The organism is Pseudomonas khavaziana, from assembly GCF_019145205.1.
Taxonomy (GTDB): Bacteria; Pseudomonadota; Gammaproteobacteria; order Pseudomonadales; family Pseudomonadaceae; genus Aquipseudomonas; species Aquipseudomonas khavaziana.
The window spans coordinates 143,864-169,904 of sequence record NZ_JAHSTT010000011.1 but is presented as its reverse complement, the minus strand read 5'-3'; the positions used below and the strand labels follow the sequence as shown (position 1 = coordinate 169,904).

The window sequence follows — 26,041 nt, the reverse complement described above, 5'->3', positions numbered from 1 at the left end:
GGGTCACCTATCCCAATACGGCACCACCCCAAAACACTCCACGAAATAATCAATCACCGTACGCACCTTCAACGACAGCCTCCGGCTGCCCGGCCACAACGCAGCAATCTGCTGAGGCTCCAGGGTCGTTGCGACTTCATAGTCGGTCAGCACGGCCCGCAAAGTGCCGGCGCGCAGGCTTTCGCCAATCAGCCAGGAAGGAAACACCACCAGCCCCAGGCCCTGTTCGGCGGCGTGGGTCAGGGTGTCGGCGTGGTTGCCGGTAATCGGGCCCTTGACGCTGTAGGGTGTCCAGTCGCCCTGGCCGTGGCGGAAGAACCAGCGTTGCTGGCCGGTGATGCCTTTGTAGGCCAGGCATTGGTGGTGGGCCAGTTCGTCGGGGTGGCGCGGCGTGCCGTGTTGCGCCAGGTAGGCGGGGCTTGCGGCGAGGCGAAAGCGCTGGGGCGCGAAGATGCGTGCCTGCATGCCGGAGTCATTGAGCACGCCAATGCGGAACAACAGGTCGGTGCCATCTTGCAGCGGGTCGACGAAAGTGTCGGTCTGCTGGATATCCAGCTGCAGCTTTGGGTAGCGCCGGCACAACGCGCCCAGCCAGGGAGACAGGTGGCGCTGGCCGAATACCATCGGCGCGTTGATCCGCACCAGCCCGCTGGGCTCGCTGTCCTGTTCCTGCAGGGCCTGGTTCGCCATTTCCAACTGTTCCAATACCAGGCGCGCGTGCCGCCCGAGCAGGCGCCCGGCTTCGGTGGGGCTCACGGCGCGGGTATGGCGATACAGTAATTGCTGGCCGAGGGCCTGTTCCATTAGTTGGATCTGCCGTGAAATGGAGGAGGGCGCCAGGCCCTCGCGGCGGGCCACTTCGGAAAAGCTGCCATGGTCCAGTACGGCCACGAACAGGCGAAGCGCCTTGAAGCTCAGTTCATTCAAGCCCTGCATCATGTCTCCAGGCTGTGCGTATTGCGCAAAGGTGTTGTCCGTATACTCCCATTTATCGCACAGGGCGGCCACCGGATAATGCGCGCCATGTTTCCTTTATTGATACGCAGGTGATGTATGCAGGCACGCACAATCGAGGGCTTGGCGCAGGCCAGGCCAAATAAAAACCTCCTACGGTTGCTGCTGTTGCCGTTGGTGATCCTGGCGGGCATGGGGCTGTCAGTGGAGGCCGGATTGCTTGGGCCGTTGGGCGCGCAGGTCGGACATTTGTGGGCGACCTTGAGCATCTTCGGTGTCGGCACGGCGATCCTGCTTCTGCTGTTGCTGTTCAGCGGCCCGCAGCAGGGCCCGGCATTCACCCAGCTGCCACGCTGGCAGTTGATCGGCGGGTTTTTGGGGCCGATGTATGTGGTGGTGCTGACACTCGCCACGCCGCACATCGGTATCGCCATGACCATGATTGCGATCCTGTCGGGCCAGGTGGGCAAGAGTGTGTTGATCGACCATTTCGGCTGGTTCGGCACGGCGCGCAAGCGCGTCAATGGCGAGCGCTGGATCGCGCTGGCGTTGATTGTGGCTGCACTGGTCCTGATTGCACGAGGGTAAGACGATGAATCTGATTCTGTTGTTGGTGGTGGTGATAGCGGCGGGGGCGGTGTTGAGCGTGCAGGCCGCGATCAATGGGCGCCTGGGCCAGACGGTTGGGGTGTTGCGCAGCAGCCTGCTGACCTTTGCCGTTGGCGCGCTCACCACGGCGTTGTTGGTATTTTTCTTCGAGCCGGCCCAGGCCGTCAGCCTGCTGGACGTGCCGAAGTGGCAATTGACCGGCGCCTTGTTCGGTGTGGTGTACATGCTGGTGATGGTCGGTGCGGTACCGGTGGTCGGCACGGCTGTCGCCACGGTGGCGGTGATTGTCGGGCAGTTGGGCATGGGCATGCTGATCGACAACTTCGGCTGGCTGGGCAACCCGGCCATCGAATTATCAGGTAGCCGCATCGTGGCGATGCTCTGCCTGGCCCTGGCGCTGGTGTTCATGTATCGCAGCAATACCCGGGCGGCCGACTGATGGCACTGAACCTTGGCGTCGTATGCGCAGTCACTGCTTAAGGTGCGGTGTTCGCCGCATCGCGACGACCATGAAAAAGGAGTCTGACCATGCCAGATCAAACCTGTGCTTGCCCACACTGCAAATGCGTACTGGGCAGCGATGCGATCATGAAGGACGGTAAGGGTTATTGCTGCCAGGGCTGTGCCGAGCACCATGCCCACGGTGAGCCTTGCGCCGCCGCGACGGGCTGCGAGTGCGCCAAGTCGGCCCACACCTGAGGTGTTCGACCTGCAGGCCCGGGCAAACCGGTGCCTGCAGGCTGAGTTAAAACAGTTCGCTTGTCGGCGGTGAGTCTTTACCATGCCCACCTGTCTTCGATTAATGTGCACCCGCCATGGCCCTGGCCGCGCCTCCCGACCTCAGTAATCACGCCGTCCCTGTGCAGCCGTTGGCGCGCACCTATCCGCGTGGGTTATACGTGGAGCCCCATAGCCACGATTGGGGCCAGTTGCTCTATGCCATGAGCGGTGTGATGTGGGTCGAGACGCCCCGCGAAGCCCTGGTGGTGCCGCCCCAGCGCGCCGTGTGGTTGCCGCCGGGGGTGGAGCACGGGATCCGTGTGGTTTCCGATTTGCAAATGCGCAATATCTACCTGCGTCCGGCATTGGCAGCGACGCTGGACAGCCAGGTGCAGGTCATCGAAGTAGGCCGGTTGTTGCGTGAATTGATCGTGACGTTGGTCGAACAAAGCGATCATGGCGATGCCGGCTACTACGAGGCGGTCGTCGGCCTGGCCCTGCTGGAGCTGCAACGCGCACGCCGCTCGCCAATCCGCATCGCCATGCCGGTGGCGGCTGATCGGCGGCTGATCAAGGCCTGCCAGGCGGTCATGGCTGCGCCCTCCCTGGAAATCCCCTTCGAGCAGCACGCCGAGGCCGCGGGCGCCAGCGTGCGCACCCTGGCGCGACTGTTCCAGAACCATCTGGGCATGGGCTTTGCCGAGTGGCGGCGCCAGGTGCAGTTGGCGACGGCAGCCGCGGAGCTGGTCCAGGGCCAGTCGGTGAGCGGCATTGCCCGCGGCCTGGGTTATTCGCCCAGCAGTTTCAGCGACATGTTCCGCAGGGAACTGGGGGTATCGCCTTCGCAGTACGCGGGTTGGCCGAAATCCTGAAGCACTTGGCCGATGCCGACCCCAGGCGCGCCTTAAGCTGAGCCCATCAATCAACTGGGCCTAGCCTCCATGAACTATCTGATTTCCCTGGCCATCGGCCTGTTTGTCGGCGTGATCTACGGCGCGCTGGACTTCCGCTCGCCCGCGCCGCCAGCCATTGCCCTGGTGGGCCTGATGGGCATATTGCTCGGCGAAAAACTCTGGCCCATGGGGCGACAGCTGTTCAGCGGTTGGTTGTCCTGACGCCGTTTCCCCTCGAAGGATGTCTTTGATGAAAGCACTGCAATTTAGCGCCACTGGCGACCTCGCCAACCTGCACCTGGTCGATGTCGCCATGCCCGTGCCGGGCGCCGATGAAGTACTGGTCCAGGTAAAAGCCGCGGGCCTGAACCCCAGCGACGTAAAAAATGTACTCGGCCGTTTTCCCTACACCACGTTGCCACGCATTCCCGGGCGTGACTTTGCCGGCGTGGTGGTGGACGGCCCGCAAGCGCTGCTCGGCCAGGAGGTCTGGGGCACCGGTCGTGACCTGGGCTTTTTCGCTGACGGCTCCCATGCCCAATACCTTCGGGTGTCAGCCACAGGCGTGGCGCATAAACCCAGTCGCCTGAGCTTTGCCCAGGCCGCCAGCCTGGGTGTGCCGTATACCACCGCCTGGGATGCCCTGGAGCGCAGCGGGGTCGGTAAGGGCACGCGCTTGCTGGTGATTGGCGCCAATGGTGCCGTCGGCAGTGCGGCGTTGGCACTGGCCAGGATTCGCGGCGCCCAGGTGTTGGCGGCGGTGCGCAAGGCTGATCAGGTCGAGGCATTGCGGGCGCAAGGGGTTGACGCGATTGGCCTGGGCAAGCCGGAAGCACTCGGTGCCCAGGTGCATGCAGTGTTCGAGGGCGGCGCCGAGGTGATCTTCGACACCACCGGTTTCTGGCTGCCCGCTGCGGTGGCGGGGTTGGCGCCGTTCGGGCGTATCGCGATTATTGCCGCACCGGTCGACGGCCACGTGCAACTGCCGGCCCTGGCGCTGTACCGCAAGGGTGGGTCGGTGGTGGGAGTCAATTCGTTGCTCTATAGCTGTGAGCAATGTGCGGTGATGCTGGAGGCGTTCGGGCGGTTCTTCGATGAAGGCTTGTTGCCGTCGCCGACCGGCCTGCGCGAAGTAGCGTTGGCTGACGGAATTGAGTGCTATGAGCAAGTGAACAGCGGTAGCCCGGATAAAATCATCTTCCTGCCGTAAACCGTATCAAATGTGGGAGTCCCCACCACTCGGCACCTCGCCCAGGCTCGGTGTGCCCTCACTCCGGCTTGAAACCGTGGGCCGCCGTCATGGGCCATCCTTGGCCCAGGACGGCTAACCCGGCGTCCTGCCGGGTTACCCACGGCTTCAAGCCTGCGTTCGGCCAGCGTGGTTTAACGGGGCGCCTGAGATCAAGATCAAAGGCGACTCGCTGCGCATCGCAGATACGCTGGCGGCGCGTCTGCTTTTTTGTAGGAGCGAGCTTGCTCGCGAAAAGCCTGAGAACGCCGCGTTCTTTCTGGTTTCCCACGTCATCGTTAACGACCTTCGCGGGCAAGCCCGCTCCCACAGGGGTACGCGCAAGCTTCAACGATCAGGTCGGCTATAAGGCCGCCTCGCTGTGTTTTTGATCTTAGGCGCCCCGTTAAACCACGCTGGCCGGAATTCGACAGGGATTTGGGGGGTAAACCGGCAGGGATGCCGGTTTAGCCGCCCCGCGCCATGGATGGCGCGTGGCGGCGGCCCCCCAAATGCATGTCGGATTACGGGCACACCGAGCCCGGGCGAGGTGCCGAGTGGTGGGGCAAGAGCGTTTTGCTTACTTTGCCGCTTTTGCAAAGTGAGCCGCCGTAAGGGCGGAACCTATAGTGGGCCGTTACCTAAACAACGGATATGTACTCGCCCCAACAACCTCACAACCCGGTCACATCGCCGACGTGGCGCCGTCGCGCAGCAACCTGGACCGCCGCCAAAATATCCGGCGTTAAGACTAAATTTAAACTCTTTGAGACATCAGTAACTTACTTGACGTTTGATAAGAGGGGGCTTGCTCCCGATGGCGGTGTGTCAGTGTCAGATGTACTGACAGACACACTGCCATCGGGAGCAAGCCCCCTCCCACATTCAGATCTTTACTTGGTCTCAGGTACGCCTTTTTCCCACGCCGACCAATCTTTCACAATCGCCTGGACCAACGGATTGCCCGTGCGATACAGGTTTTCCAGCGCCGGTACAAAGCCGCCCTGGTCCGCATATTTGAGCAGGTTGTCTACCTCGCTGTAACCCGGGTAAGGCCGGTCAAAGTCCGAGCCCGCGCGCACCACGGCCAGGCGCTGGATGTCCACCAAGCCTTCGCGGCTGGCACGCAGCAGCGCTTCATAGGTGGAGTTGTCTTCCTGTTGGGTGGTGCAGTACTCGCCTTTATTGTCGGTGAGCAACTTGGTCCAGACTTCGGCGCGCTCGCTCAAGCGTGTGCCGGAAAACCAGGTGTTGCCCGCCAGGGTGTCGCAGCGCGTGACTTGTGGTGGCTGGTTGGCCGGGGCGGCAGGGTAGTGTTTGCGCCAGGCCGCCGACTCCTTGCTTTCCGTCAGCTCAACCTGGTGCGACAAGGCAAAGGCCTTGGCTTGCAGCTTAGGGTTCAGCTCGAACACTTCGGTCTTGTAGTCCAGTGGTGGTTTTTCGTTGGGGCCCTTGGTGTTGATGCCGATATAACCGGTCGGCCAATCCTTGGGCGCATCGCGGGAATCAAGCTCCCACTGGGTGCCAAACTCCACCAGGTAATGAGCCCAGGCAGCAGTGCCGATGGTGCCGTGCTTGGGGCTGATGCCGGCAATCCCGGCGATCAGGAAGTAACTCTGGCGCAGGTCGAACTTGGGCGACAGGGCCAGGGCCAGGGTCGATGCGGCAGCATTGGTCTGGCCCATGCCGGTCACCAGCAGGCACACGTCCTGGGTATTGCAGCGAATCACCGGATAGTCGGCAGACAAACCCGGCACGCGCACTTCTTGCTTGAGCTCCAGGCGGTCGATCCAGGTCTGCGCCTCGGGGGCGAACATGGTGATCAGCATCACCTTGGGCTTGATCGGCGCCGGGTTGTCCGCCAGCACCACGTGGGGCAGCAGGGCCAGGCCGACGGCCAGCGAGACACGGGTAAGTGTTTTCATCTATAGCTCCTTGATCAGAATTGGTAGCCCACGCCGGCGTAGTAACCCCAGCCGTCGGAGCGGGCGCGGAAGTTGCCTTCGCCGAAATTCAACTCGCTGCCGTCCTCCCAGTTACCGCCGTTATGAAAGTAACGTCCCACCAAGGTAAAACGCAGGTGAGTGAATGAGTACAGCAGCACGTTGGTGGCCACCAGGGAATTGGCGGTGCGCGCCGGGTTGTCCTTGTGCAGGTCGGAACCGAAATCGTAGTTGGTAAAACCGATATAAGTGAGCGAAGCACCATTGTCGAACTTGCCGATGGGCACGATGTACTTCATTTGCGCACGGTAGCCGTCCCAGGAATATTCATTGCTGGCGCCGTAGTTTTCCCATTGGTAGCGCCCGTAGAAGTTGGCCGACAGGTTGACCCGCGAGTGGGTCTCGATATCGGTACCCAGGCCGCTGTACAGGGTGTTGGCGCGGTTTTCCTTGTTGCTGCCATGGTCGTAGATCCAGTCAAAGGCCACATACCATTCCTTGAACGGGCCAATCGCCAGGCTGCGCCCCGCGAGGTAGTCGATGGAAATGCGCGGTTCATGCTCCATGAACACCGGCGAGCCATGGTCCCACACGCCTTTGTCATTGCTGTTACCGATGGTGAGGATCTTCGGTACGTCGATATAACCGTACAACTCAAAGGGCCCTTTGCGCCCGAAGTACTCGTACTCCAGGTAGACGTCGTCCTGGGGCTTGGGGCCGAAGCTGATGTCTTTGCTGCCGATCAGCGTCAGGTCCTGGTTGAACCACTCCGACAGATAAACGCCTTTTTTTGCCGGGGGATTGGCTTCTGGGCTGAGGGCTTCGCCCTGTGCTGAGTCATCGACGGGCTTTTCCTGCGCCAAAATGGGTGCACTGAGTACTCCCGTAACGGCAGCCAGTAGCAAGGAAACACCAAAGCAAGCGCGGGGCCTTGAGGTGGGGAGCATTGAAAATCCTTATTCGTACGCGGTTGGAGCCCGATTTGCCGGGTAGGGGTGAACTTGGCGCGCAAGTTCGTTCCGCAAACGTTTGCACAGGCTGTACCAACTTTGCTCAATGGCTTGAACTGTTTAGAAAAAACGCGAATTAGCCGACGGTTTGGTCAGAAAACCAACAGGCTCAGACCTTGCCGATGGGGTTGAATAGATGCAGTGCGGTCTGCCGCCGATATTCGCTCGGCGTCTGGTGCATTTCGATGCGAAAGTGGCGGTTGAAATTGGACAGGTTGGCGTAGCCCACCTCAAAGCAGATATCCGCCACCGACATCTGGCTTTGCAACAACAACCGGCAGGCACGCTGCACGCGGAACTTGCGCATCAGGTCGATAAAGCCGTGGCCGGTATTGCGCTTGAAAAAGCGTGAGAAGCCCGGTTCGCTCATCTCCAGTTGCCGGGCAATGTCCGACAGGCGCACATCCCCCGTCAGTTCGCGCATCAGGTAATCGAAGGCTTGGTTGATGCGTTCGGCACTGCGCGCATCCAGGGTCGGCGCATAGCATGGGCTGGCCAGGGCCTTGGCCTGTGAGGGCGGGGCATGTTTGAGGATATCGAGCAGTTGCAGGAACAGGATCAGGCGTTGCAGGCCATGGGCGCTGCCGATGGCTTCCATCAGCCTGGCGGCGTTAACCGCCGCCTCACCGGTGAATTCGACGCCACGTCTTGCCTGTTCAAACAGCGGCTGTAAATCGCCAAGTTCCGGCAGGGCCTTGCGCAGGGCGAGGAGGGCGGCGCCGTCGAATTGCAGCACCACATCGCGGCCACTCAGGTATTCGCCGGGGGCCAGGTCGCCGATCCAGTCGTGGGGCAGGTCGGGGCCGATCAGTGCGACGTGCCCGGCGCAGAAGGCACCGATATAGTCACCCGCCACCAGCTTGCCGCTGCCTTGGCGGATCAGGTGGATTTCGAATTCGGGGTGATGGTTCCAGCGCGCCAGCTCATAGGGATAGTCATGTTCGAACCAGCGAAAGCAGTGCTCCGGTTCGGGCAGGATCACTTCGAGTTCGGCTGGGCGGTGCTCAAACAGTTGGACGCGACTGACGGGCATGCTGATGCCTCTTGTAGGTATGCAATGGCCTTAAAAATACGCGCACTGGCAATCAGTGCGCTACTCCCGGTTTCACCTGGCACTGATACTTTTTTGCTCCTGGGCCCGAGGTTAAAAAAGTATCAGTCGCGGATTCGCCAAGCGTTTGTGAGGGCCAGGCCAAGCTGCTGTAATCGGGGCTCGACAACAAAAACAACAGGTGGAAACCGCCATGCTCAAGCTACCGCAAGCACTGTTCCTGCTGACCGGCCTGGCCCTGGCCATACCCAGCCACGCCGCTGAAACCGTCACCATCGCCACGGTCAACAACAGCGACATGATCCGCATGCAGCGTCTGTCCAAGGTCTTCGAAGCGCAGCACCCGGATATCCAGCTCAATTGGGTGGTGCTGGAAGAAAATGTGCTGCGCCAGCGTCTCACCACTGATATCGCCACCCAGGGCGGGCAATTCGACGTGCTCACCATCGGCACCTACGAAACCCCGTTATGGGGCGCCAAGCACTGGCTGGAGCCGCTGACCCAACTGCCGGCCGACTATGACATCGAGGATATCTTCCCCTCGGTTCGCCAGGGCCTGTCCGTCAACAATACCCTGTATGCCTTGCCGTTCTACGGCGAAAGCACCGTCACCTACTACCGCACCGACCTGTTCAAGCAAGCCGGCCTGAGCATGCCCTCACATCCGACCTGGACCGAACTGGGTGAATTCGCTGCCAGACTCACCGCCAAGGACAAAGACCAGTACGGCCTGTGCCTGCGTGGCAAGGCCGGTTGGGGCGAGAACATCGCCTTGCTGAGCACCATGGCCAATGCGTTCGGCGCGCGCTGGTTCGACGAGCATTGGAAACCCGAGCTGACCAGCCCTGAATGGGCTGCGGCCGCCAACTTCTACGTCAACACCCTCAAGCAATACGGCCCGCCAGGCGCGTCCAGCAATGGTTTCAATGAAACCCTGGCGCTGTTCAACAGCGGCAAGTGTGCGATCTGGGTGGACGCCAGCGTCGCCGGCTCCTTCACCACCGACACCAGCCAGAGCAAAGTCGCCGACCGCGTAGGTTTCGCCGCAGCCCCCACCGAAGTCACCGACAAGGGCTCGTCCTGGCTCTATGCCTGGTCCCTGGCGATCCCGGCCACCTCCAAGCACAAGGACGCCGCCAAGGCGTTTATCAGTTGGGCGACATCCAAGGCCTACATCCAGCTGGTCGCCGAGAAAGAAGGTGTCACCAACGTACCGCCGGGCACCCGCCAGTCCACCTACAGCGCGGCGTACCTGCAGGCCGCACCGTTTGCCCAGGTGACCCTGGAGATGATGAAGCACGCCGACCCCGCACATCCTTCGGCCAAACCTGTGCCATACGTGGGCATCCAGTACGTGACCATCCCCGAGTTCCAGGCCATCGGCACCTCTGTCGGCAAGCTGTTCTCGGCGGCGCTCACCGGCGGTATGTCGGTTGAGCAGGCATTGCAGCAGGCGCAGGCCAGCACCGAACGCGAGATGAAACGCGCCGGCTACCCGAAATAACTTTGACAGGACATTCCGATGAAACGACTCGAAGGTAAAAGCGCGCTGATCACCGGATCGGCGCGGGGCATTGGCCGTGCGTTTGCCCAGGCCTACATCGCCGAAGGCGCCACGGTTGCCATTGCCGATATCAACCTGCAACGGGCCCGGGCTACAGCAGCCGAACTTGGGCCTCAAGCCTACGCGGTGGCGATGGACGTCACCGACCAAGCATCCATCGACACTGCCATCGCCACGGTGGTGGCCCATGCCGGCAAGCTGGATATCTTGATCAACAATGCGGCACTGTTCGACCTGGCGCCCATCGTCGACATCACCCGCGACAGCTTTGAGCGGCTGTTTTCGATCAACGTTGCCGGCACCCTGTTCACCTTGCAGGCCGCAGCCCGGCAGATGATCCGCCAGGGGCATGGCGGCAAGATCATCAACATGGCCAGCCAGGCGGGGCGGCGTGGCGAGCCGTTGGTGGCGGTTTATTGTGCGACCAAGGCAGCGGTGATCAGCCTGACGCAATCGGCGGGGCTGAACCTGATCAAGCAGGGCATCAACGTCAACGCCATCGCCCCGGGCGTGGTGGACGGCGAGCACTGGGATGGCGTGGATGCGCTGTTCGCCAGGCATGAAGGTTTGGCGTCGGGCGAGAAGAAAAAGCGGGTAGGGGACGAGGTGCCGTTTGGGCGGATGGGTACGGCCGAAGACCTGACCGGCATGGCTATCTTCCTGGCTTCGAAGGAAGCCGACTATGTGGTGGCCCAGACCTACAACGTCGATGGCGGTAACTGGATGAACTAAAGCCCCGCGGATTTACCCATCGCTGTTCTTGCAAGAACGTCAGTCAGCAAAGCTTCGATCAAAGAAGTAAACCGCCCCAGGTTTCAAGTTTTCCATCGTCGCCTGGGGACGGCCGCCTTCGCCATTCTTCTTGCGCCCCGTCTCGCGCAGATATCCCGCCTCCATGAGTTTCAACAGGCGCTGGCGAATACTGGTCTTCAACACCGGCCGCGCCAGCACCAGGGAGAAGATCGTGGTCGCTTCCGGCGCGCTGAATTCATGGCCCAGGAACATCAGCGGCAAGCTGCTGTACAGCGACTTTGACAACAGCCGCTCATGCACGGCCGCCACGATGCTGTTGTGATCGAATGGCAGCTTGATACTGCCATCGGCCACTGAATTCAGTGAAAACCAGCCCTGGTGCCCGCCCAGCTCCATTTCATCCGCCACGATTGCCAGATAGTAAGTCGACGACGACCAGCAGCGCGGGTCGCGAAACGCGTCGCCCACCGTGCCCACCTGTTCGCTCCAGGCCAGGTCCAGGCCGACCTTGTCACTGGCGCGCAAGCGTTCCACCGCATCCTTGAGGCTCAGGTCTTGCACGTCGCCATTCACTACCACACCCGGCAATGCCCAATGCCCGGCGAACGGCTCAGCTTCGCGTTTATTCAGCAGCAGCTTCAATTCTGCAGCGGCGCGGCAATAACACAGCACGCAGAGATCGACGGTGTGCAGGTAGGCGCTAAGTGGCATGACAGGTCCTTATCAACAGTGGCCGGCATAGTCTAACGGATCGAACAGATATGTCATGAACTGACCTGCGCCTAAATAAACAAATGTTTCTTGCCATGAAAGTACATGACGTGTACTTTTGTTTTCAGGCCACCGGAGAATCGCCATGACCCTTGCTAAAACCGCTGTCGCTTCATTCGACGTCGACGCCCAGAAAAGCTTCACGCCGCTGTGCCCCAATGAATTGCCGGTGGCCGGTGGCGACCGCATCGGTGCCGAGCTCAACTACATGGCCAGCCTTGCCGGCCATCGCATCGGCAGCAAGGACGCCCACACGCCCCACGCGCCATGGGTGGTAGCGCAGCACAGCGAGATGCTGCAACCCACCGGCCTGGTCCACGCCGATGTCACCTGGGTCAGCCACTGTGTGCCGGGCACCGAGGGCTTCACCTTGCTCGACGAGTTGCCCAGCCCCTATGACTACGACTACTTCACCTGGAAAGGCGTCGAACCCGACCTGCACCCCTATGGCGCCTGCTACCACGACCTGCACGACAAGCTGTCCACCGGGGTGATCGAGTACCTCAAGGCCCAGGGCGTCGCCCGCGTGATCGTCGGCGGCCTGGCCCTGGACTACTGCGTCAAGACCACCGCACTGCAACTGCTCAAGGCTGGCCTGCAAGTCGTCCTGCACCTGCCGGCCTGCCGCAGCATCAGTGAGGAGGGCGGTGTACAGGCCGTGAATGAGTTGCTCAAGGCCGGTGCTGTCATCAGCAGTACCCGCGAAGAACTGGCCGCGATGGCCGCGCGTTAAGGAGACCCACCATGGAAAGTGCCTACGACAAGCAATCCCCAGTGATCCAGGGCCTGCTCGATACCGACTACTACACCTTCACCATGATGCAGGCGGTGTTGCACCAGCACCCCAATGTCGATGTGGAATACAACTTCATCGTGCGCTCCAGGGAAAAACTCGGGCACCTGATCCCGCAGCTGCGCGACGAGCTGGAAAAACTCGCCGGCCTGCACATGCGCGAAGGTGAGCTGCGCTTTTTGTTCAACCCGCGTTTTCGCGAATACCTCACCCCGGACTACGAGCGCTTCCTTGGCCTGTTCCGCTTCAACCTGCGCTATATCCACGTCAGTGAGGTCGACGGCCAGCTCAACATTCGCGTAATCGGCCCGATGCTGCACTGCATCATGTTCGAACAACCGGTCCTGGCCCTGGTCAGCGAATTGCGCAACCGTGACAAATACCCAGACGTCACCCTGGAGGACGTCACCCGCAAGCTGTACCAGAAATTCGACTGGCTGGAAAAAAACCTCAGCCGCGATGAATTGGCCGACCTGCGCGTGTCTGACTTCTCGACCCGCCGGCGCCTGTCCTTCAAGGCCCAGCGCGAAGTGGTAGACATCATGCGTCGCGACTTTCCCGGCCAGTTTGTCGGCACCAGCAACGCGCACCTGGCCTACGAGTTCGACCTGCCTCTGATCGGCACCATGGCCCACCAATGGCTGATGGTGCACCAGCAGCTGGGGCGCCTGCGTGAAAGCCAGAACGCCGCGCTGGAAAACTGGGTGCGCGAGTACCGTGGCCGCCTGGGCATTGCCCTGACCGACTGCATCAGCACGGATTTTTTCCTCAAGGACTTCGACCTGTACTTCGCCAAGCTCTACGACGGCCTGCGCCAGGATTCCGGTGACCCCATCGCCTGGGCCGACAAGGTGCTGGCCAGATACAAGGAACTTGGCATCGACCCCATGACCAAAGACCTTATGTTCTCCGATGGCTTGAACTTCGAAAAATGCCTGCCGATCCTGCGCCACATCCGTGGCAAGGCCAGGTTCGGCTTTGGCATGGGCACCAGCCTGGCGTGTGATGTGCAAGGTGTGGAGCCGCTGAGCATCGTGATGAAACTGGTACGGGTGCACGGCGAGCCGGTGGTGAAGTTCTCCGATGACCCGGTCAAGAACGTTTGCGAAGACGCCTCGTTTTTGCAATACGCGGCGCAGGTATTCAATGTCGGCAAGGTGGAGGTGTGACATGCAGGACCGTATCGCACAGGAACTGAATATCAATCGGCAACTGGTGAAGGGGGGCGAAGCCAAGGAAATCCAACGTCGCATCGACTTCATCAAGCGCACCTTGCGCAATTCGAACTGCAAAGCTCTGGTGCTGGGCATCAGTGGTGGCGTCGACTCGCTGGTCGCCGGCCGCCTGTGCCAGCTGGCGGTCGAGCAGCTGCGCGCGCAGGATTACGTCGCGCGGTTCATCGCCATGCGCCTACCGTACAAGAGCCAGGCTGACGAGCACGATGCTACCGCGTCCCTGGACTTTATACGGCCGGACCAGATCGATATCGTAAACATCGCCGCCAGTGTCGATGGCCTGATGAGCAGCCTGCCTGCCGGCGAGGTCGATGCTGAACGCGTGGACTTCATCAAAGGCAACGTCAAGGCGCGCACGCGGATGATTGCGCAATATGCCGTCGCCAACCTGCAAAACGGTCTGGTGGTCGGTACCGACCAAGGCGCTGAAGCGCTGATGGGTTTCTTCACCAAATTCGGCGACGGCGCCTGCGACCTGGCACCGCTGTCCGGCCTGACCAAAACCCAGGTACGCCTGCTCGGCACTGCACTGGGCGCCCCCGACAACCTGGTCAAAAAAGCCCCGACCGCCGACCTCGAGGAATTGGCGCCAGGCAAGCTGGACGAAGTCGCCTACGGCTGTACCTATGACGACATCGATGCGTACCTGATGGGTGAGCCCGTGAGTGAGCACGTAAGAACTATTGTAGAGAGCGCCTACAGCAAGACCGCGCACAAGCGTGCGCTGCCCATCGTGCCTCTTTAGGCAAAGTTGCCCTTACAACTTTGTTACGCCGCTGGACCTGTGGGAGCGGCTGGTCAGTCAAGAGATGGCCCAGGCAATCGGTGACTTGGCCGAGGAAGCTTGCTCCCACAGGCCCAGAAGCCTACCGCTCAATCGACCGACTCCACCGCGCATTCCACTGCGGCCGTGCCTGATTCACCTGGTCCCAATCAATCGAAATCGCCGTCTGCAGATAACTCTGCATGGCCTCCACACGTTCACGGGTCTTCTCGGTGGTGGGCGTGGTCGGGTTCGATGGAATCTGGTCGCCTTCTTCCAACGCTGGCGCCTGGGCTTCGGCGGTCAGCAGGAAGGCGGCGAGCTTCTGCGCCAGTTCCGGCTGGTCGTTGCGGGCGATCACGCATTCGGCGACGTTGAGCACCACTGCGCCTTCCTTGGGTTGTGCGTACTCCATGGGCACACCGAGCAGCTTTTGCGTGGCGACCTGGGTCGGAGTCAGGGGGAAGATTGCGGCTTCATCGGTTTGCACCATCTCGGAGATTTTTGCCGAGCTGGCGATATATTCCAGCACATTGGGGCCGACGGTGCTTGGCCAGGCCTTGAAGCCCGGTTCCACGTTGGTTTCATCGCCACCCTGGAGGCGGTTGAACATCAAGAACCCGTGCAGACCGAAGGTGGAGGAGGCCAGGGACTGGAACACCACTTTTTCCTTGAAGCGCGGGTCGGCCAGGTCCATCCACGAGGTGGGCGCTGCCCAGCCTTTTTCCTTGAACAGCCTGGCGTTGTAGCCCAGGCCGGTGACGCCCAGGGTCACGGCCACCGCCTGCTCCTTGATCCTGGCCTTGGCCGGGATTTGCGCCAGGGTCGGGCTCGGCGCGAGCTTATCGCACAGGCCCATGGCGATGGCGCGGTACATGATGCCGTCGTCAAGGAACATCACATGCATCTGCGGGTTGGCCTGGTTGGCCTGGACCTTGGCAAGGATGTCCGATGAAGTGCCGGGCACGATCACCACCTTGACGTTATTGGCCTTCTCGAAGGCGGGCAGCACCTTGTCGGCGTACACCCGTTCCATGGTGCCGCCGTTCATGCCCAGGTACAGCGTCGGTGCGGCGTGGGCGGTGCCGGTGAGCAAGGCAAGGGACAAGCAGGACAACGCAAGACGTAAGTGCATGGGGTTTTTCCTCTCAGGCTTGGAAACGACGGATGGAAAACGCTTCGATAGGTTGGCGACTGGCGCCTGTGCAGACGATTTCTGCCAGGGCCTCACCGACCGCGGGCCCCAGCTGGAACCCGGCGCCGGCGAAGCCAAAACCGTGGAGCAGCCCTGGTTGGGTGCTGCTGGGGCCGATCACCGGTTCGTGATCGGGCAAGTAACCTTCGGTGCCGCTCCAGGTCCGAATGGCCTGGGCGCCCTTGAGAAACGGATACAGCTCGCCGGCATTGCGCAAAATCTCCAGCACCGCCACCTGGCCTGGCCTGGCCCTGCATGGGTCGACGGCAAAGCCACGACCGCCGCCGAGGATGCAATTGCCTCTGGCGACCTGTCGCGCATAGATGCCGCCGCCCTCGACGCCGGTGCTGACTGTCATCACCACCGGCAACGGCTCGGTCACCAGCATTGCCGGGTGCGCCGAAGTGATCGGCACCGGCTCGCCAAATTGCGCGGCGACACTGCCAGCCCAGGCGCCGGCGCAGTTGAGCAGCCAGGGCGCCTGTAAGTGCAAGCCATTGGCGCAATGCACCTGGAACTGGCGGCTGTCATGTTCGATGCGGGTCACCTCGGCTTGCTCATGCACCGAGGCGCCGAGGCGTTGCGCGGCGCGGGCGAAGGCCGGGGAGACCAGACGTGGGTTGGCATGCCCGTCTTCAGGGCACAGCGAGGCGCCCACGGCCACGTCACCCACCCAAGGGAAACGCACGCGCAATTGGCGCTGATCCAGTAACTGCAAGTCCAGGCCAAAGCCATCGGTTTGTGTGGCGTACGCTTGCAGCGTGGCGAAGTCCGCAGGGCTGCGGGCCAGCTTCAAATGCCCGCAGCACACGTATTCGCCGTCTATACCGATCAGCCCCGGCAAGTCGGCCCACAGCTGATGGGCGCGCTGGGACAATGGCAACTGATGCAATGGCCGCCCCTGACGGCGCACGCCGCCGTAATTGACGCCGCTGGAATGCGAGCCGCAAAAGTCCCGCTCCACCAGCGCCACCCGCTGACCTTTCTGCGCCAGCATCAAGGCCGCCGAAGCGCCGACGATGCCGCCGCCCAAGACGATCACGTCGATCACGGTTGTACCTCCACGCCAAACGGCAATGGTTTGATCGGCGCCTGGCCACGCAGGCGTCCCACCTGATCGATGCGACGCCCACTGCGCTCCGCGACAATTTCCGCCGCCGCCAACCCGCACATGCGGCCCTGGCAACGACCCATACCGACGCGGCAATGGGCCTTGACCCGGTTGATTTCCCAGTGGCCTTCATCTACCACCGCCCGCACCGCGCCGGCGCTGACCTCTTCGCAGCGGCACAGCATCAATTCGTCCGGCGCTTGCGCGGCCCAGTGTTCAGGGAAGGGGAACGCGGTTTCCAGGCCCTGGCGAAAGCGTCGGATACTCGCCAACTGTTTCTGCAGTGCCTCCCGGCGGCGCTGATCGACCGTGCTGCCGGCATCCTCCAGCAGCGCCAACGCCGCACATTCGCCGGCCATTTGCGCCGCATCCGCGCCCATGATCCCGGCGCCGTCGCCGGCCAGGTACACCGCTTCGACACTGCTGCGCCCGGCGCTGTCCCGTTGGGGCAACCAGGCTCGGTTGAGACTGTCCCAGGCAAATTCACAGCCGAGCAAATCCGCCAATTGTGTCTCGCTGCGCAGGGCATGGGCGAAGGCCACCGCGTCGCATTCCAGGCTCTGTTCGCCCCAGCGAATCCCGCGAACCCGTTGGTCGCCGTCGATCTGCCTGAGTGTCGCGCCCTGATGCACGGGGATCCCGTGGGCGCTCAGCCAGGCGCGGTAATACATGCCTTTGGCCAGGGTCAGCGGTTGCCTGAGCAGCGCCGGCAATGCACGACACTGGGCGCTGAACGGTGCGCTGTCGAGCACCGCCACCACCTTGGCGCCGGCCTGGGCGTATTGGTAAGCGACCAGATAGAGCAGTGGCCCGGAACCACAAAACGCCACGCGCCCGCCAATCGCGCAGCCCTGATATTTCAAGGCGATCTGTGCCGCGCCCAGGCTATAGACACCTGGGAAGGTCCAGCCCGGTACCGGCAGGATGCGGTCGGTGGCGCCGGTAGCGACGATGAGCCTGGAGTACTCGATGCTCTGGGCGCGACCATTGTCGAGCAGGTCGAGGCGGCCGTCCTCAGCGTTCCACACCAGGGTGTGCGGTCGGTAGTCGATCAACCCTGCGAGTTCATCCATGGTGTGGTGCACAGCCTGAGCCTTGCCTGCTTCAAAACCGTAAAGCTGCCTGGCAGAGCGCCGGAAATTTTCCGGTTGGCGCCGATAGATCTGCCCACCTGCGCGCAGGTTCTCGTCGATCAGGCAGGGCCGGATGCCGTGGTCAAGCAGTGTGCGGGCGGCGCGGATGCCCGCCGGGCCTGCGCCGACAATCACCACCGGCTTCATGGCTGGCGCCCCGGGTCACGGCTGATCGCCTGGCCGGCTTCGAGCAAGGTCGAACAGGCCCGCACCCGGCGCCCGTCCCCAAGTCGTACCCAGCAATCCTGGCAGGCGCCCATCAGGCAAAAACCGGCGCGGCGTTCGGCGCTGAAATCGCTGCCGCGCACATGCTCGGCGCAGGTCAGCACGGCGGTCAGCAGCGTATCGCCAAGCAAACCCGTGGCGGGCTGGCCATCCAGGGTGAACGCCAGGGCAGGGCGCTGGGTTTCGGTCAAGCGCTTGAACAAGGCCATCAGTGTTTCCCCACCAGCACGCGATCCAGGCCGTAGACCCGGTCGAGCACAATCATGGTGGCTGCGGTGAGCGCGATCACCAGTGCCGATACGGCGGCCATCATCGGGTCGATGGACTCGGTGGCGTACACGTACATACGCACCGGCAGGGTTTGAGTCGCCGGCGAGCTGACGAAGATCGACAGGGTCACTTCATCGAAACTGTTGATGAAGGCCAGCAACCAGCCGCCCGCCACGCCGGGCAGGATCATCGGCAGGGTAACCAGCCGAAACAGCGTGAAGCGCCCGGCGCCGAGGGACTCGGCAGCCTGTTCGGCACTGCGATCGATACCGATCGCAGCGGCCAGTACCAGGCGCAACACATAGGGGGTAATGATCACCACGTGTGCCAGCATCAGCCAGGTGAAGCTGCCGTTGACGCCCATGAGCGCAAACAGGCGCAGCATCGCCACCCCCAGCACCAGGTGCGGGATGATGATCGGCGACAGAAATAACGCACTGAAAAAATTGCGCCCAGGGAACGCATAACGACTGATCGCCAGGGCCGCCGGCACCGCAATCAGGGTCGCCAGGGACGCGGCGGTAAAGGCCAGGATCAAACTGTTATAGAACGCCTGGATAAAGTCGGCGCGCTCGAACACCGCGCGAAACCAACGCAGGGAGAAGCCCGAAGTGGGCAGGCTCAAGGTATTCTCCGGGGTGAACGCCACCAGGCACACCACCACCAGCGGCGCCATCATGAACACCACCACCACCGTATGAAAACCTAGGGCCAAAGGACCGTTTCTAGACATGCGCTTAAACCCCCAGGGACTTTTTGTAGCGGCCTTCGACCATGCGGTTCCAGCTCAGCATGATCAGCAGATTGACCAACAGCAGCACCACGGCAATGGTCGCGCCCATGGGCCAATTGAGTTCCGACAAGTATTGGTCGTACACCACGGTAGCGACCATTTTCAGGCGGCGTCCACCCAGCAGCCCGGGGATTGCAAACGAGCTGGCGGCCAGGCCGAACACGATCAGGGTGCCGGACAACACCCCGGGCATTACCTGGGGCAGCACGATCTTGCGCATCACCGTGGTCTGGCTCGCACCGAGGGACAGCGCAGCTTGCTCAGCCGAGGGGTCGAGCTTTTGCAGCGAGGTCCACACCGGGATGATCATGAACGGCAGCATCACGTGCACCAACGCGATGATCACCGCGAACGGCGTGTACAGCAGCTTCAGCGGACGCCCGCCGAGGGCCTGGATTACCTGGTTGACCAGGCCGTCGGCGCCGAGCAGCAAACTCCAGCCAAACGCGCGAACCACCACCGAAATCAGCAGCGGTGTGAGGATCAGGATCAGGAAGATCGAGCGCCACGGCGTACCCATGCGGCTGAGGATGTAGGCTTGCGGCACGCCTATTACCACACACAGCAGGGTCACCAAGGCGCTGATCCAGAACGTGCGCCAGAAAATCTCGTAGAAGTAGGCATCGCTGAACAACGCCAGGTAATGGGCCAGGGTCCACTCATCGGCCTTTACGCCCACCTGGTAGTCGAACACGTTGAAAGACAGCACCAACGTCAGGCCCAGCGGCAGGATCAGCAGCCCGGCAAACAGCACCAACGCCGGCAGCGAGAGCAGGTAACCGCGACTCATGGGTGCACCTCATCCGCCGCCAGCACCCGCAGCAGATCCGCGTGCCATTGCAGGCCCACCGCCGTGCCGCGGCCCAGCGGTGGGCTGCCGTCATTGCTGCGCACCACGGTGATTTCGCCGAGCGAGGTGTGAATGCGGTACAGCCATTGGCTGCCAAAAAAATAGCGGTCGAGCACCTTGCCTTGCACGCGGCCGGTGCCTGCATCCACCAACTGGATCTTTTCCGGGCGCAGGCTCAGGGTCAGTTCGCCATCGCCACCCTCGTGACGCACCTGGGGCGTGCCGAGGGCGTCGTAGTCGCCGGCCAGCATGTTGGCCTTGCCGACGAAGTCCGAAATAAAGCGCGTGCGCGGGTGTTCATAGAGCTTGTACGGTACATCGATCTGGGTCACGCGTCCGGCCTGCATCACCACCACACGGTCACTGATGGAGAGCGCTTCGGCCTGGTCATGGGTGACCATCAAGGTGGTAATACCGACAGTGCATTGGATGCGGCGGATTTCAAATTGCATTTCTTCGCGCAGGTTGGCGTCGAGGTTGGACAGCGGCTCATCCAGCAGCAGCACCGGCGGTTCGATGACTAACGCACGGGCCAGGGCCACGCGCTGGCGCTGGCCGCCGGACAACTCCCGGGGGTAGCGTTCGGCGTGGGGAGCCAGGCGTACCAGCTCGAGTACCTGCTTGACCTTGCTGGCAATTTCCACGGCCGGCACCTTGCGCATTTTCAGGCCAAAGGCGACGTTGTCGCGCACGCTCATGTGAGGGAACAGCGCGTAGCTCTGGAACACCACGCCCAAGCCACGGCTGGCAGGCTTGGCGTGGGTGATGTCGCGACCGTCGAGCAGGATCTGCCCGCCGCTCACATCGACAAAGCCGGCGATCATTTGCAGGGTGGTGGTCTTGCCACAGCCCGAAGGGCCGAGCAGGGAAACGAACTCGCCTTTTTCCACCGCCAGGTCAGTGGCGACCACTGCGTCGACGGCGCCGTAGCGTTTGCTCAAGGCGTTGAGTTGGAGAAATGCCATGTCTGCGTTCCACCTTTTTTCAGTCGCGTCGAAACGCGCTTTTTTGTTTTGGGCAGATGCGAATGAAGTGTTGCCGGTGCGTTGGCGCTCGATCGAGTCGGCTGCCGTTTGTTGTTCATTTCGCCCCTGTGGACGCAGATTAGGACGAAGACTAGGATGGGCGGAAGATGGAATTTCACTCAATGGACTACTATTTTAATATTTATTCATTCAGCAGAATTTTTTATGGAGATACTTGATTTGAATTCCACTGATCGGAATGGCGGCAGCAAGGAAGTTGGCGCGGGCGGCGTGTCTCGGTTGTTCGCATTGTTGCGTACCCTGGGCGAGGTGCCCGACGGCGGCGAGCGTGTTACCCAACTCGCCCAACAGGTTGGCTTGTCCCAACCTACTACCCACCGCCTGCTGCGTAGCCTGGTGGAGGAGGGCATGGTCGAGCAGGATGCGCGCAGCAAGCGTTATCGCCTGAGCCTGGAATTCTTTGCCTTGGCGGCCAATGCCGGCAAGACCGGCAACCTGCGCGAGCTGGTGCGCCCGAGCATGCTGCGCTTGAGCGCTTCGTTGGGCGATTCGTTGTTCCTGTTGGCGCGCAGCGGCTTCGATGCGATTTGCCTGGACCGCAGCGAAGGCCCGTACCCGATCCGCACCTTTACCGGCGATATCGGCGGGCGCGTGGCCTTGGGCGTGGGGCAGGGCAGCCTGGCGATCCTGGCGTTCCTGCCGGAGGAGGAGCGCGAGACAGTGATTCGCTACAACCTGCCACGGCTCAGGGACTTCCATCTGTACGACGAAGTGCTGCTGCGTTCGGAAGTGGAGAATGTCCGTAGCCTGGGGTATGCGGCACGCAATACCGGGGTGCTGGAGGGCATGGCGGGGTTGGCGGTGCCGATCCTCAATCGCGACGGGCATGCGGTGGCAGCATTGAGTGTGGCGACCATCAGTGACCGCCTGGGGCCGAGCCGCTTGCCGATGGTCGTGGAGTTGCTCAAACGCGAAGCCACGGCAATCGGGCCGCGCGTCAACCCATTCGACCCCACGTTGCGTCGGCCCTCGCAGGCTTTTGGCGGGTAGGCGATTGCGCCCGCAAAAGATTCTTGCAAGTCGGCCATTTCAGTCTAATATAACCCGGGTAAAACAAATAACATCCGGGTAATAAATCATGGCTGCGCACAACCTTTCCCTATGCACCGCCTTTACAGGCCATCAACGCATTGCCGCCGGCACCTATGCCGATGTGGCCGAGGTTCTTGCCGCGCAATCATTGCCCGCCGGTAGCTTCCTGGTCTTCGATGACACCACGGGCACCCAGGTCGATTATCCGTGGCCAGCGGGTTACGCGTCGCAGCCCCCGGCCCCAGCCGAAAACGACGACGAGCCACCTGCAGCGCCCTCGGTGGGCCGCCCGAAATTGGGCGTGGTCGCCCGTGAAGTCACCTTGCTGCCACGTCATTGGGAGTGGCTCGGCCAGCAGCGCGGCGGCGCATCGGCGGCCCTGCGCCGGTTGGTGGATGAAGCCCGCACGGCCCATGCCAGCGTTGATCAACTGCGCCAGGCCAAGGAGGCCAGCTATCGCTTCATGAGCGCGATTGGCGGCAACCTGCCGGGCTTTGAAGACGCCGCGCGCGCGCTGTTTGCCGAGGACAGGGCCGGCTTTTCCAACAACATCGCGCACTGGCCGGCGGACGTGCAGACGTACCTGGGCTGGTTATCGCGCAATGCCTTCCCAGCCTAATCACTTCGGGACTCGAACCAGCATGGAAGTTACCCAGCAACGGCCGTTGTGGCAGATCTATCTGATCTTTCTGGCACCCATGGTGCTGTCCAATTTTCTGCAGAGCTTTTCCGGCACCCTCAACGGCATCTATGTCGGGCAAATGCTCGGCACCCAGGCGCTGGCGGCGGTGTCGGGCATGTTCCCCATCGTATTTTTCTTTATCGCCCTGGTGATCGGCCTGGGGGCGGGCGCTTCGGTATTGATCGGCCAGGCGTGGGGCGCCCAGGAGACGGGGCTGGTCAAAGTAATTACCGGCGCCACCCTGACGTTGGGCGCGCTGGTGGGCCTGATCGCCGCAGTACTGGGCAGCCTGTTTGCGCGTCCGGCCTTGCAGGCATTGGGTACGCCGCTGGACGTGCTCGACGATGCGGTGGGTTACGCCCAGATGATGATGTTGATCATGCCGTTGTTGCTGGTGTTCATCCTCTATACCCAATTGCTGCGCGGGGTGAGCGACACGATTTCGCCGCTGCTGGCGTTGATGGTCTCGACCCTGGTGGGTCTGTTGCTGACCCCGGCGCTGATCCGCGGCTGGATCGGCCTGCCGCCCATGGGCATCCAGAGTGCGGTGTACGCAGGTCTGGTGGGGAACGCCTTGGCGATGCTGTTTCTGGTCCTGCGGCTGCGGCATAAAAACCATGTGATGGCGCCGGATCGCGAATTGCTCGCGGCCTTGCGCCTGGACCGCGTCATCCTCGGCAAAGTCCTGCGTATCGGCTTGCCGACGGGCCTGCAGATGGTGGTGTTGTCGTTGTCGGAATTGGTCATTCTGGCCCTGGTCAACGGCCACGGCTCACAGGCCACGGCGGCCTATGGCGCGGTCACGCAGATCGTCAACTATGTGCAGTTCCCGGCGCTGTCGATTGCCATCACCGCCTCGATCCTTGGTGCCCAGGCGATTGGCGCCGGGCGCCTGGAGCGCATCGGGCCGATCCTGCGCACCGGGTTGGTGATCAACCTGTGCCTGACGGGTGGCCTGATCGTACTCGGCTACGGTTTGTCGCACTGGCTGCTGGGGTTGTTTATCACCGACGACAGCGCACGGGTCAGGGCCGAACACCTGTTGCACATTATGCTCTGGAGCATCCTGGTGTTCGGATTCCAGGCGGTGATCGGCGGCATCATGCGCGCCAGTGGCGTGGTACTGATGCCGGTGGCGATCTCGATTTTCTGCGTGCTCTGCGTGGAACTGCCGATGGCTTACCTGTTCAACGCCCACTTCGGTCTGGAAGGGGTGTGGATGGCCTTCCCGGTGACCTACCTGGCGATGCTGGTGTTGCAGACTCTGTACTACCGGCTGGTGTGGCGGCATAAGCAGATCAAGCGCTTGGTTTGAGGCTCAGCCCGCGCAAGAGTAGCTCCAGGCTCTGCAAACCTTCCTCCAGCCGTGTGCCTGGGTGGTCATCCCGGGCAATCCACAGCGCGGTATTGACCAGGCTGCCGTTGATCATTTGGGCCAGTGCCTGGCTGGGCGCCTGAGGGGTCAGCCCGGCCTGCATCAAAGCCTCCAGCAATTGGCGCAATGATTCCACGCAATGTTGTTGGCCGCCTGTGTCGCCTAGCACCGCTGGCGCATCCTGCAATACGATGCGCTGGATTTCAGGGTCCTGGGCCATGCGCAGATAAGCGCGGCAGCGTTCGCAAAAACCGCTCCAGGGTTCTGCGGCCTGCTCCGAGATGCGCTGCAAGCGCTCGTCCATCTCGCTGTCGAGCTGCGCGACCACGGCCGCCAGCAAGCCTTTTTTGTCACCGAAGTGATGGTACAACGCGCCGCGTGTGAGTCCGGCCTGGGCGGTGAAGTCATCCATCGATGTATTGGCATAGCCTTGGGTCGCGAAGGCTCGGCGCGCGCTGGCTATCAGGCGGGCGCGGGTGGCTTCGATCATTTCGGCACGGGCTCGACTCATGGGAATCTCTTGGTTGAGTGATTGACATACGCTGCGTATGCGAAGCATGATTCGTTACATACGCATCGTATGTATTTTGCCCTGATCGCTACAGATAACAAGTCCGGGGCTTCAAGCAAGAGGTCAAGCAGTATGGCAAACCCCTACGCCGAATTATTCCAGGTCCGCGGCGCCCGGGCCTTCGTGCTCGCCGGCATGCTGGCGCGAATGCCGATATCAATGACGGGTATCGGCCTGATCACCATGCTGTCCCAGGTGCATGGCGGCTATGGCCTGGCCGGTTCGGTGGCGGCGGTGTTCGCCCTGGCTACGGCGTTTTGTGCGCCGCAAGTCTCACGGTGGGTGGACCGCTACGGCCAGGGCAAGGTGTTGCCGATTGCCGCGTCGATCGGCGGCGGGGCGTTGTTGATGGTGCTGCTGTGTACGCGCTTGCAGGCGCCGAATTGGACGCTGTTTCTGTTTGCCGCGCTGGCCGGTTGCATGCCGAACATGTCCGCCATGGTGCGGGCACGCTGGACCGAGCTGTACCGTGGCCAGCCCAGGCTGCAAACCGCTTTTGCCCTGGAGTCGGTGCTCGATGAGGTGTGCTTCATTATCGGCCCGCCCATTTCCGTGGGCCTGAGCGTGGTGCTGTTTCCTGAAGCCGGGCCCTTGGTCGCAGCGTTGCTGCTGGCCGTCGGCGTTACCACCTTTGTATTGCAGCGGCAGACCGAGCCACCGGTCCATACGCACCACGACGCACACGGTCGCTGGCTGATCGCTTCGCCCTCGGTACTGATCCTGATGATCCTGCTGCTGGCGATGGGCGTGATCGTCGGCGTGGTGGATGTGGTCAGCGTGGCGTTCGCCCAGCATCAAGGCCAGCCGGCGGCGGCGAGTATCGTGCTGTCGGTGTACGCCATCGGTTCGTGCCTGGCTGGGCTGGCCTTTGGCGCCCTCAAACTCAAGGCACCGTTGCCCCGGCAGTTCCTGTACTGCGGCGTGGCCACGGCGGTGACTACCTTGCCTTTGTTGCTGGTGAGCAATATTCCGGGCCTGGCCGCCGCGATTTTTATCTCCGGCCTGTTCTTCGCGCCCACCTTGATCGTGTCCATGGCCATGGTCGAGCAGATCGTCCCGCCCAGCCGCCTCACCGAAGGCATGACCTGGCTGATCACCGGCCTGAGCATCGGCGTGGCCATCGGTGCCGCCAGCTCCGGTTGGATGATCGATCATTTTGGAGCCGCCAGCGGATTCTGGGTGGCGTTGGCGGCGGGGGCGGTGGTGTTGGGCTCGGCGGTGTTGGGTTACCGACGGTTGGGATGAAGGGCGTGCATTGCGTTCCAGGTCAAGAATATTACTCACGGCCTCGCGAAAAGGCTGTGTCAACGGCTGGATAATCTGACGTCGGCAAGCCTGGAACGCACGCATCGCTGAAAATATCGGCAGCGTACTGGTTTGTCGTAGGACGCTTTCCGCAAGCCCACGCTTCCCGCGGGCAGCAGCCCCCATCCCCGCGCTAATTTTTCCCCTTCCGGTTCGTTTTATAGGG

At 62.1% G+C, this 26,041-nt stretch carries 28 protein-coding genes; 15 read left to right on the top strand and 13 right to left on the bottom strand.

All coding sequences use genetic code 11. The features are described 5' to 3' along the window. Nucleotides 1-3 precede the first annotated feature (3 nt). Nucleotides 4-936, bottom strand: a complete 933-nt coding sequence (locus KVH01_RS23195) for a LysR family transcriptional regulator (protein WP_217883060.1) — start codon at nt 934-936, stop codon at nt 4-6. Nucleotides 937-1,053: 117 nt separating this feature from the next. On the opposite strand from KVH01_RS23195, the gene KVH01_RS23190 reads away from it, so the two are divergent. The 6 genes from KVH01_RS23190 to KVH01_RS23165 all read left to right on the top strand — a co-directional run bounded on the left by KVH01_RS23190 (nt 1,054) and on the right by KVH01_RS23165 (nt 4,386). Further along, entirely contained in the window at nt 1,054-1,542 is a 489-nt protein-coding gene (locus tag KVH01_RS23190) for a DMT family transporter (protein ID WP_043049516.1), read from the top strand. A gap of 4 nt (nt 1,543-1,546) precedes the next feature. After that, nucleotides 1,547-2,002 carry a DMT family transporter gene (locus KVH01_RS23185; protein ID WP_217883059.1) on the top strand — a complete coding sequence of 152 codons (456 nt, stop codon included), beginning with the start codon at nt 1,547-1,549 and terminating at the stop codon, nt 2,000-2,002. An 89-nt stretch (nt 2,003-2,091) separates the two neighbouring features. Further along, the gene (locus KVH01_RS23180; protein ID WP_043049518.1) at nt 2,092-2,262 is read left to right on the top strand and encodes a metallothionein; all 171 of its coding nucleotides are present in this window, start codon (nt 2,092-2,094) and stop codon (nt 2,260-2,262) included. Between the two features lie 116 nt (nt 2,263-2,378). Further along, nucleotides 2,379-3,155: an AraC family transcriptional regulator gene (locus tag KVH01_RS23175; protein ID WP_217883058.1), complete on the top strand. Its 777-nt coding sequence runs from the start codon at nt 2,379-2,381 to the stop codon at nt 3,153-3,155. 69 nt (nt 3,156-3,224) lie between these two features. Further along, nucleotides 3,225-3,398, top strand: a complete 174-nt coding sequence (locus KVH01_RS23170) for a DUF1427 family protein (protein WP_124400355.1) — start codon at nt 3,225-3,227, stop codon at nt 3,396-3,398. 28 nt (nt 3,399-3,426) lie between these two features. Beyond that, nucleotides 3,427-4,386 (top strand): quinone oxidoreductase family protein, encoded by a 960-nt coding sequence (locus KVH01_RS23165; protein WP_217883057.1) that lies wholly within the window; start codon nt 3,427-3,429, stop codon nt 4,384-4,386. A gap of 911 nt (nt 4,387-5,297) precedes the next feature. Here KVH01_RS23165 and KVH01_RS23160 read toward each other — a convergent pair. The 3 genes from KVH01_RS23160 to KVH01_RS23150 all read right to left on the bottom strand — a co-directional run bounded on the left by KVH01_RS23160 (nt 5,298) and on the right by KVH01_RS23150 (nt 8,390). Further along, entirely contained in the window at nt 5,298-6,329 is a 1,032-nt protein-coding gene (locus KVH01_RS23160) for a purine-nucleoside phosphorylase (protein WP_217883056.1), read from the bottom strand. Between the two features lie 14 nt (nt 6,330-6,343). Continuing rightward, a complete protein-coding gene (locus KVH01_RS23155; RefSeq protein WP_217883055.1) occupies nt 6,344-7,294 on the bottom strand; it encodes a nucleoside-specific channel-forming protein Tsx in 951 nt (316 codons plus the stop codon). Nucleotides 7,295-7,466: 172 nt separating this feature from the next. Further along, the gene (locus tag KVH01_RS23150) at nt 7,467-8,390 is read right to left on the bottom strand and encodes an AraC family transcriptional regulator (RefSeq protein WP_217883054.1); all 924 of its coding nucleotides are present in this window, start codon (nt 8,388-8,390) and stop codon (nt 7,467-7,469) included. Between the two features lie 211 nt (nt 8,391-8,601). Here KVH01_RS23150 and KVH01_RS23145 point away from each other — a divergent pair, with 211 nt between their 5' ends. Then, entirely contained in the window at nt 8,602-9,912 is a 1,311-nt protein-coding gene (locus tag KVH01_RS23145; protein WP_217883053.1) for an ABC transporter substrate-binding protein, read from the top strand. A gap of 18 nt (nt 9,913-9,930) precedes the next feature. Next, entirely contained in the window at nt 9,931-10,704 is a 774-nt protein-coding gene (locus tag KVH01_RS23140; protein WP_217883052.1) for an L-iditol 2-dehydrogenase, read from the top strand. Between the two features lie 39 nt (nt 10,705-10,743). Here the strand turns inward: KVH01_RS23140 and KVH01_RS23135 are convergent, their stop codons facing one another. After that, nucleotides 10,744-11,436: an NUDIX hydrolase gene (locus tag KVH01_RS23135; protein WP_217883051.1), complete on the bottom strand. Its 693-nt coding sequence runs from the start codon at nt 11,434-11,436 to the stop codon at nt 10,744-10,746. Between the two features lie 145 nt (nt 11,437-11,581). Between KVH01_RS23135 and KVH01_RS23130 the strand changes: the two genes are divergently transcribed. The 3 genes from KVH01_RS23130 to nadE are packed head-to-tail and all read left to right on the top strand — an operon-like array spanning nt 11,582 to nt 14,269. Further along, a complete protein-coding gene (locus KVH01_RS23130; protein WP_217883050.1) occupies nt 11,582-12,229 on the top strand; it encodes an isochorismatase family protein in 648 nt (215 codons plus the stop codon). Between the two features lie 11 nt (nt 12,230-12,240). After that, nucleotides 12,241-13,458, top strand: a complete 1,218-nt coding sequence (pncB, locus tag KVH01_RS23125) for a nicotinate phosphoribosyltransferase (protein ID WP_217883049.1) — start codon at nt 12,241-12,243, stop codon at nt 13,456-13,458. Between the two features lies 1 nt (nt 13,459). After that, complete coding sequence (gene nadE, locus KVH01_RS23120) at nt 13,460-14,269, top strand: ammonia-dependent NAD(+) synthetase (protein ID WP_217883048.1); 810 nt, start codon at nt 13,460-13,462, stop codon at nt 14,267-14,269. A 121-nt stretch (nt 14,270-14,390) separates the two neighbouring features. Here the strand turns inward: nadE and KVH01_RS23115 are convergent, their stop codons facing one another. From KVH01_RS23115 to KVH01_RS23085, 7 genes are read right to left on the bottom strand one after another with little or no spacing between them, the layout of a single operon-like run. Then, complete coding sequence (locus KVH01_RS23115) at nt 14,391-15,422, bottom strand: ABC transporter substrate-binding protein (RefSeq protein ID WP_217883047.1); 1,032 nt, start codon at nt 15,420-15,422, stop codon at nt 14,391-14,393. A gap of 13 nt (nt 15,423-15,435) precedes the next feature. Further along, the gene (locus KVH01_RS23110) at nt 15,436-16,533 is read right to left on the bottom strand and encodes an NAD(P)/FAD-dependent oxidoreductase (RefSeq protein ID WP_217883046.1); all 1,098 of its coding nucleotides are present in this window, start codon (nt 16,531-16,533) and stop codon (nt 15,436-15,438) included. Next, nucleotides 16,530-17,873 carry an FAD/NAD(P)-dependent oxidoreductase gene (locus tag KVH01_RS23105; protein ID WP_217883045.1) on the bottom strand — a complete coding sequence of 448 codons (1,344 nt, stop codon included), beginning with the start codon at nt 17,871-17,873 and terminating at the stop codon, nt 16,530-16,532. Before KVH01_RS23105 ends, KVH01_RS23110 begins: the two co-directional genes overlap by 4 nt. Continuing rightward, nucleotides 17,870-18,160: a (2Fe-2S)-binding protein gene (locus tag KVH01_RS23100; protein WP_043049533.1), complete on the bottom strand. Its 291-nt coding sequence runs from the start codon at nt 18,158-18,160 to the stop codon at nt 17,870-17,872. The genes KVH01_RS23105 and KVH01_RS23100 overlap by 4 nt, the downstream gene beginning before the upstream one ends. Beyond that, on the bottom strand, nt 18,160-18,954 hold the full coding sequence (locus KVH01_RS23095; protein WP_043049534.1) for an ABC transporter permease: 795 nt from the start codon (nt 18,952-18,954) through the stop codon (nt 18,160-18,162). Before KVH01_RS23095 ends, KVH01_RS23100 begins: the two co-directional genes overlap by 1 nt. 4 nt (nt 18,955-18,958) lie before the next feature. Further along, nucleotides 18,959-19,804, bottom strand: coding sequence for an ABC transporter permease (locus tag KVH01_RS23090; protein ID WP_217883044.1), 846 nt, complete (start codon nt 19,802-19,804; stop codon nt 18,959-18,961). Then, nucleotides 19,801-20,829 carry an ABC transporter ATP-binding protein gene (locus tag KVH01_RS23085; protein ID WP_217883043.1) on the bottom strand — a complete coding sequence of 343 codons (1,029 nt, stop codon included), beginning with the start codon at nt 20,827-20,829 and terminating at the stop codon, nt 19,801-19,803. The genes KVH01_RS23090 and KVH01_RS23085 overlap by 4 nt, the downstream gene beginning before the upstream one ends. A 240-nt stretch (nt 20,830-21,069) precedes the next feature. On the opposite strand from KVH01_RS23085, the gene KVH01_RS23080 reads away from it, so the two are divergent. From KVH01_RS23080 to KVH01_RS23070, 3 genes are all read left to right on the top strand, one after another. Further along, nucleotides 21,070-21,900 carry an IclR family transcriptional regulator gene (locus KVH01_RS23080; protein ID WP_217883042.1) on the top strand — a complete coding sequence of 277 codons (831 nt, stop codon included), beginning with the start codon at nt 21,070-21,072 and terminating at the stop codon, nt 21,898-21,900. Nucleotides 21,901-21,988: 88 nt separating this feature from the next. Beyond that, entirely contained in the window at nt 21,989-22,561 is a 573-nt protein-coding gene (locus KVH01_RS23075; protein WP_217883041.1) for a DUF2239 family protein, read from the top strand. A gap of 22 nt (nt 22,562-22,583) precedes the next feature. Further along, on the top strand, nt 22,584-23,939 hold the full coding sequence (locus KVH01_RS23070; RefSeq protein ID WP_217883040.1) for an MATE family efflux transporter: 1,356 nt from the start codon (nt 22,584-22,586) through the stop codon (nt 23,937-23,939). Here KVH01_RS23070 and KVH01_RS23065 read toward each other — a convergent pair. Next, nucleotides 23,923-24,510, bottom strand: a complete 588-nt coding sequence (locus KVH01_RS23065; RefSeq protein WP_043049540.1) for a TetR/AcrR family transcriptional regulator — start codon at nt 24,508-24,510, stop codon at nt 23,923-23,925. The two genes, KVH01_RS23070 and KVH01_RS23065, sit on opposite strands and share 17 nt — an antisense overlap. 132 nt (nt 24,511-24,642) lie before the next feature. Here KVH01_RS23065 and KVH01_RS23060 point away from each other — a divergent pair, with 132 nt between their 5' ends. Next, nucleotides 24,643-25,815 (top strand): MFS transporter, encoded by a 1,173-nt coding sequence (locus KVH01_RS23060; protein ID WP_217883039.1) that lies wholly within the window; start codon nt 24,643-24,645, stop codon nt 25,813-25,815. The last annotated feature ends 226 nt before the right edge of the window (nt 25,816-26,041 follow it).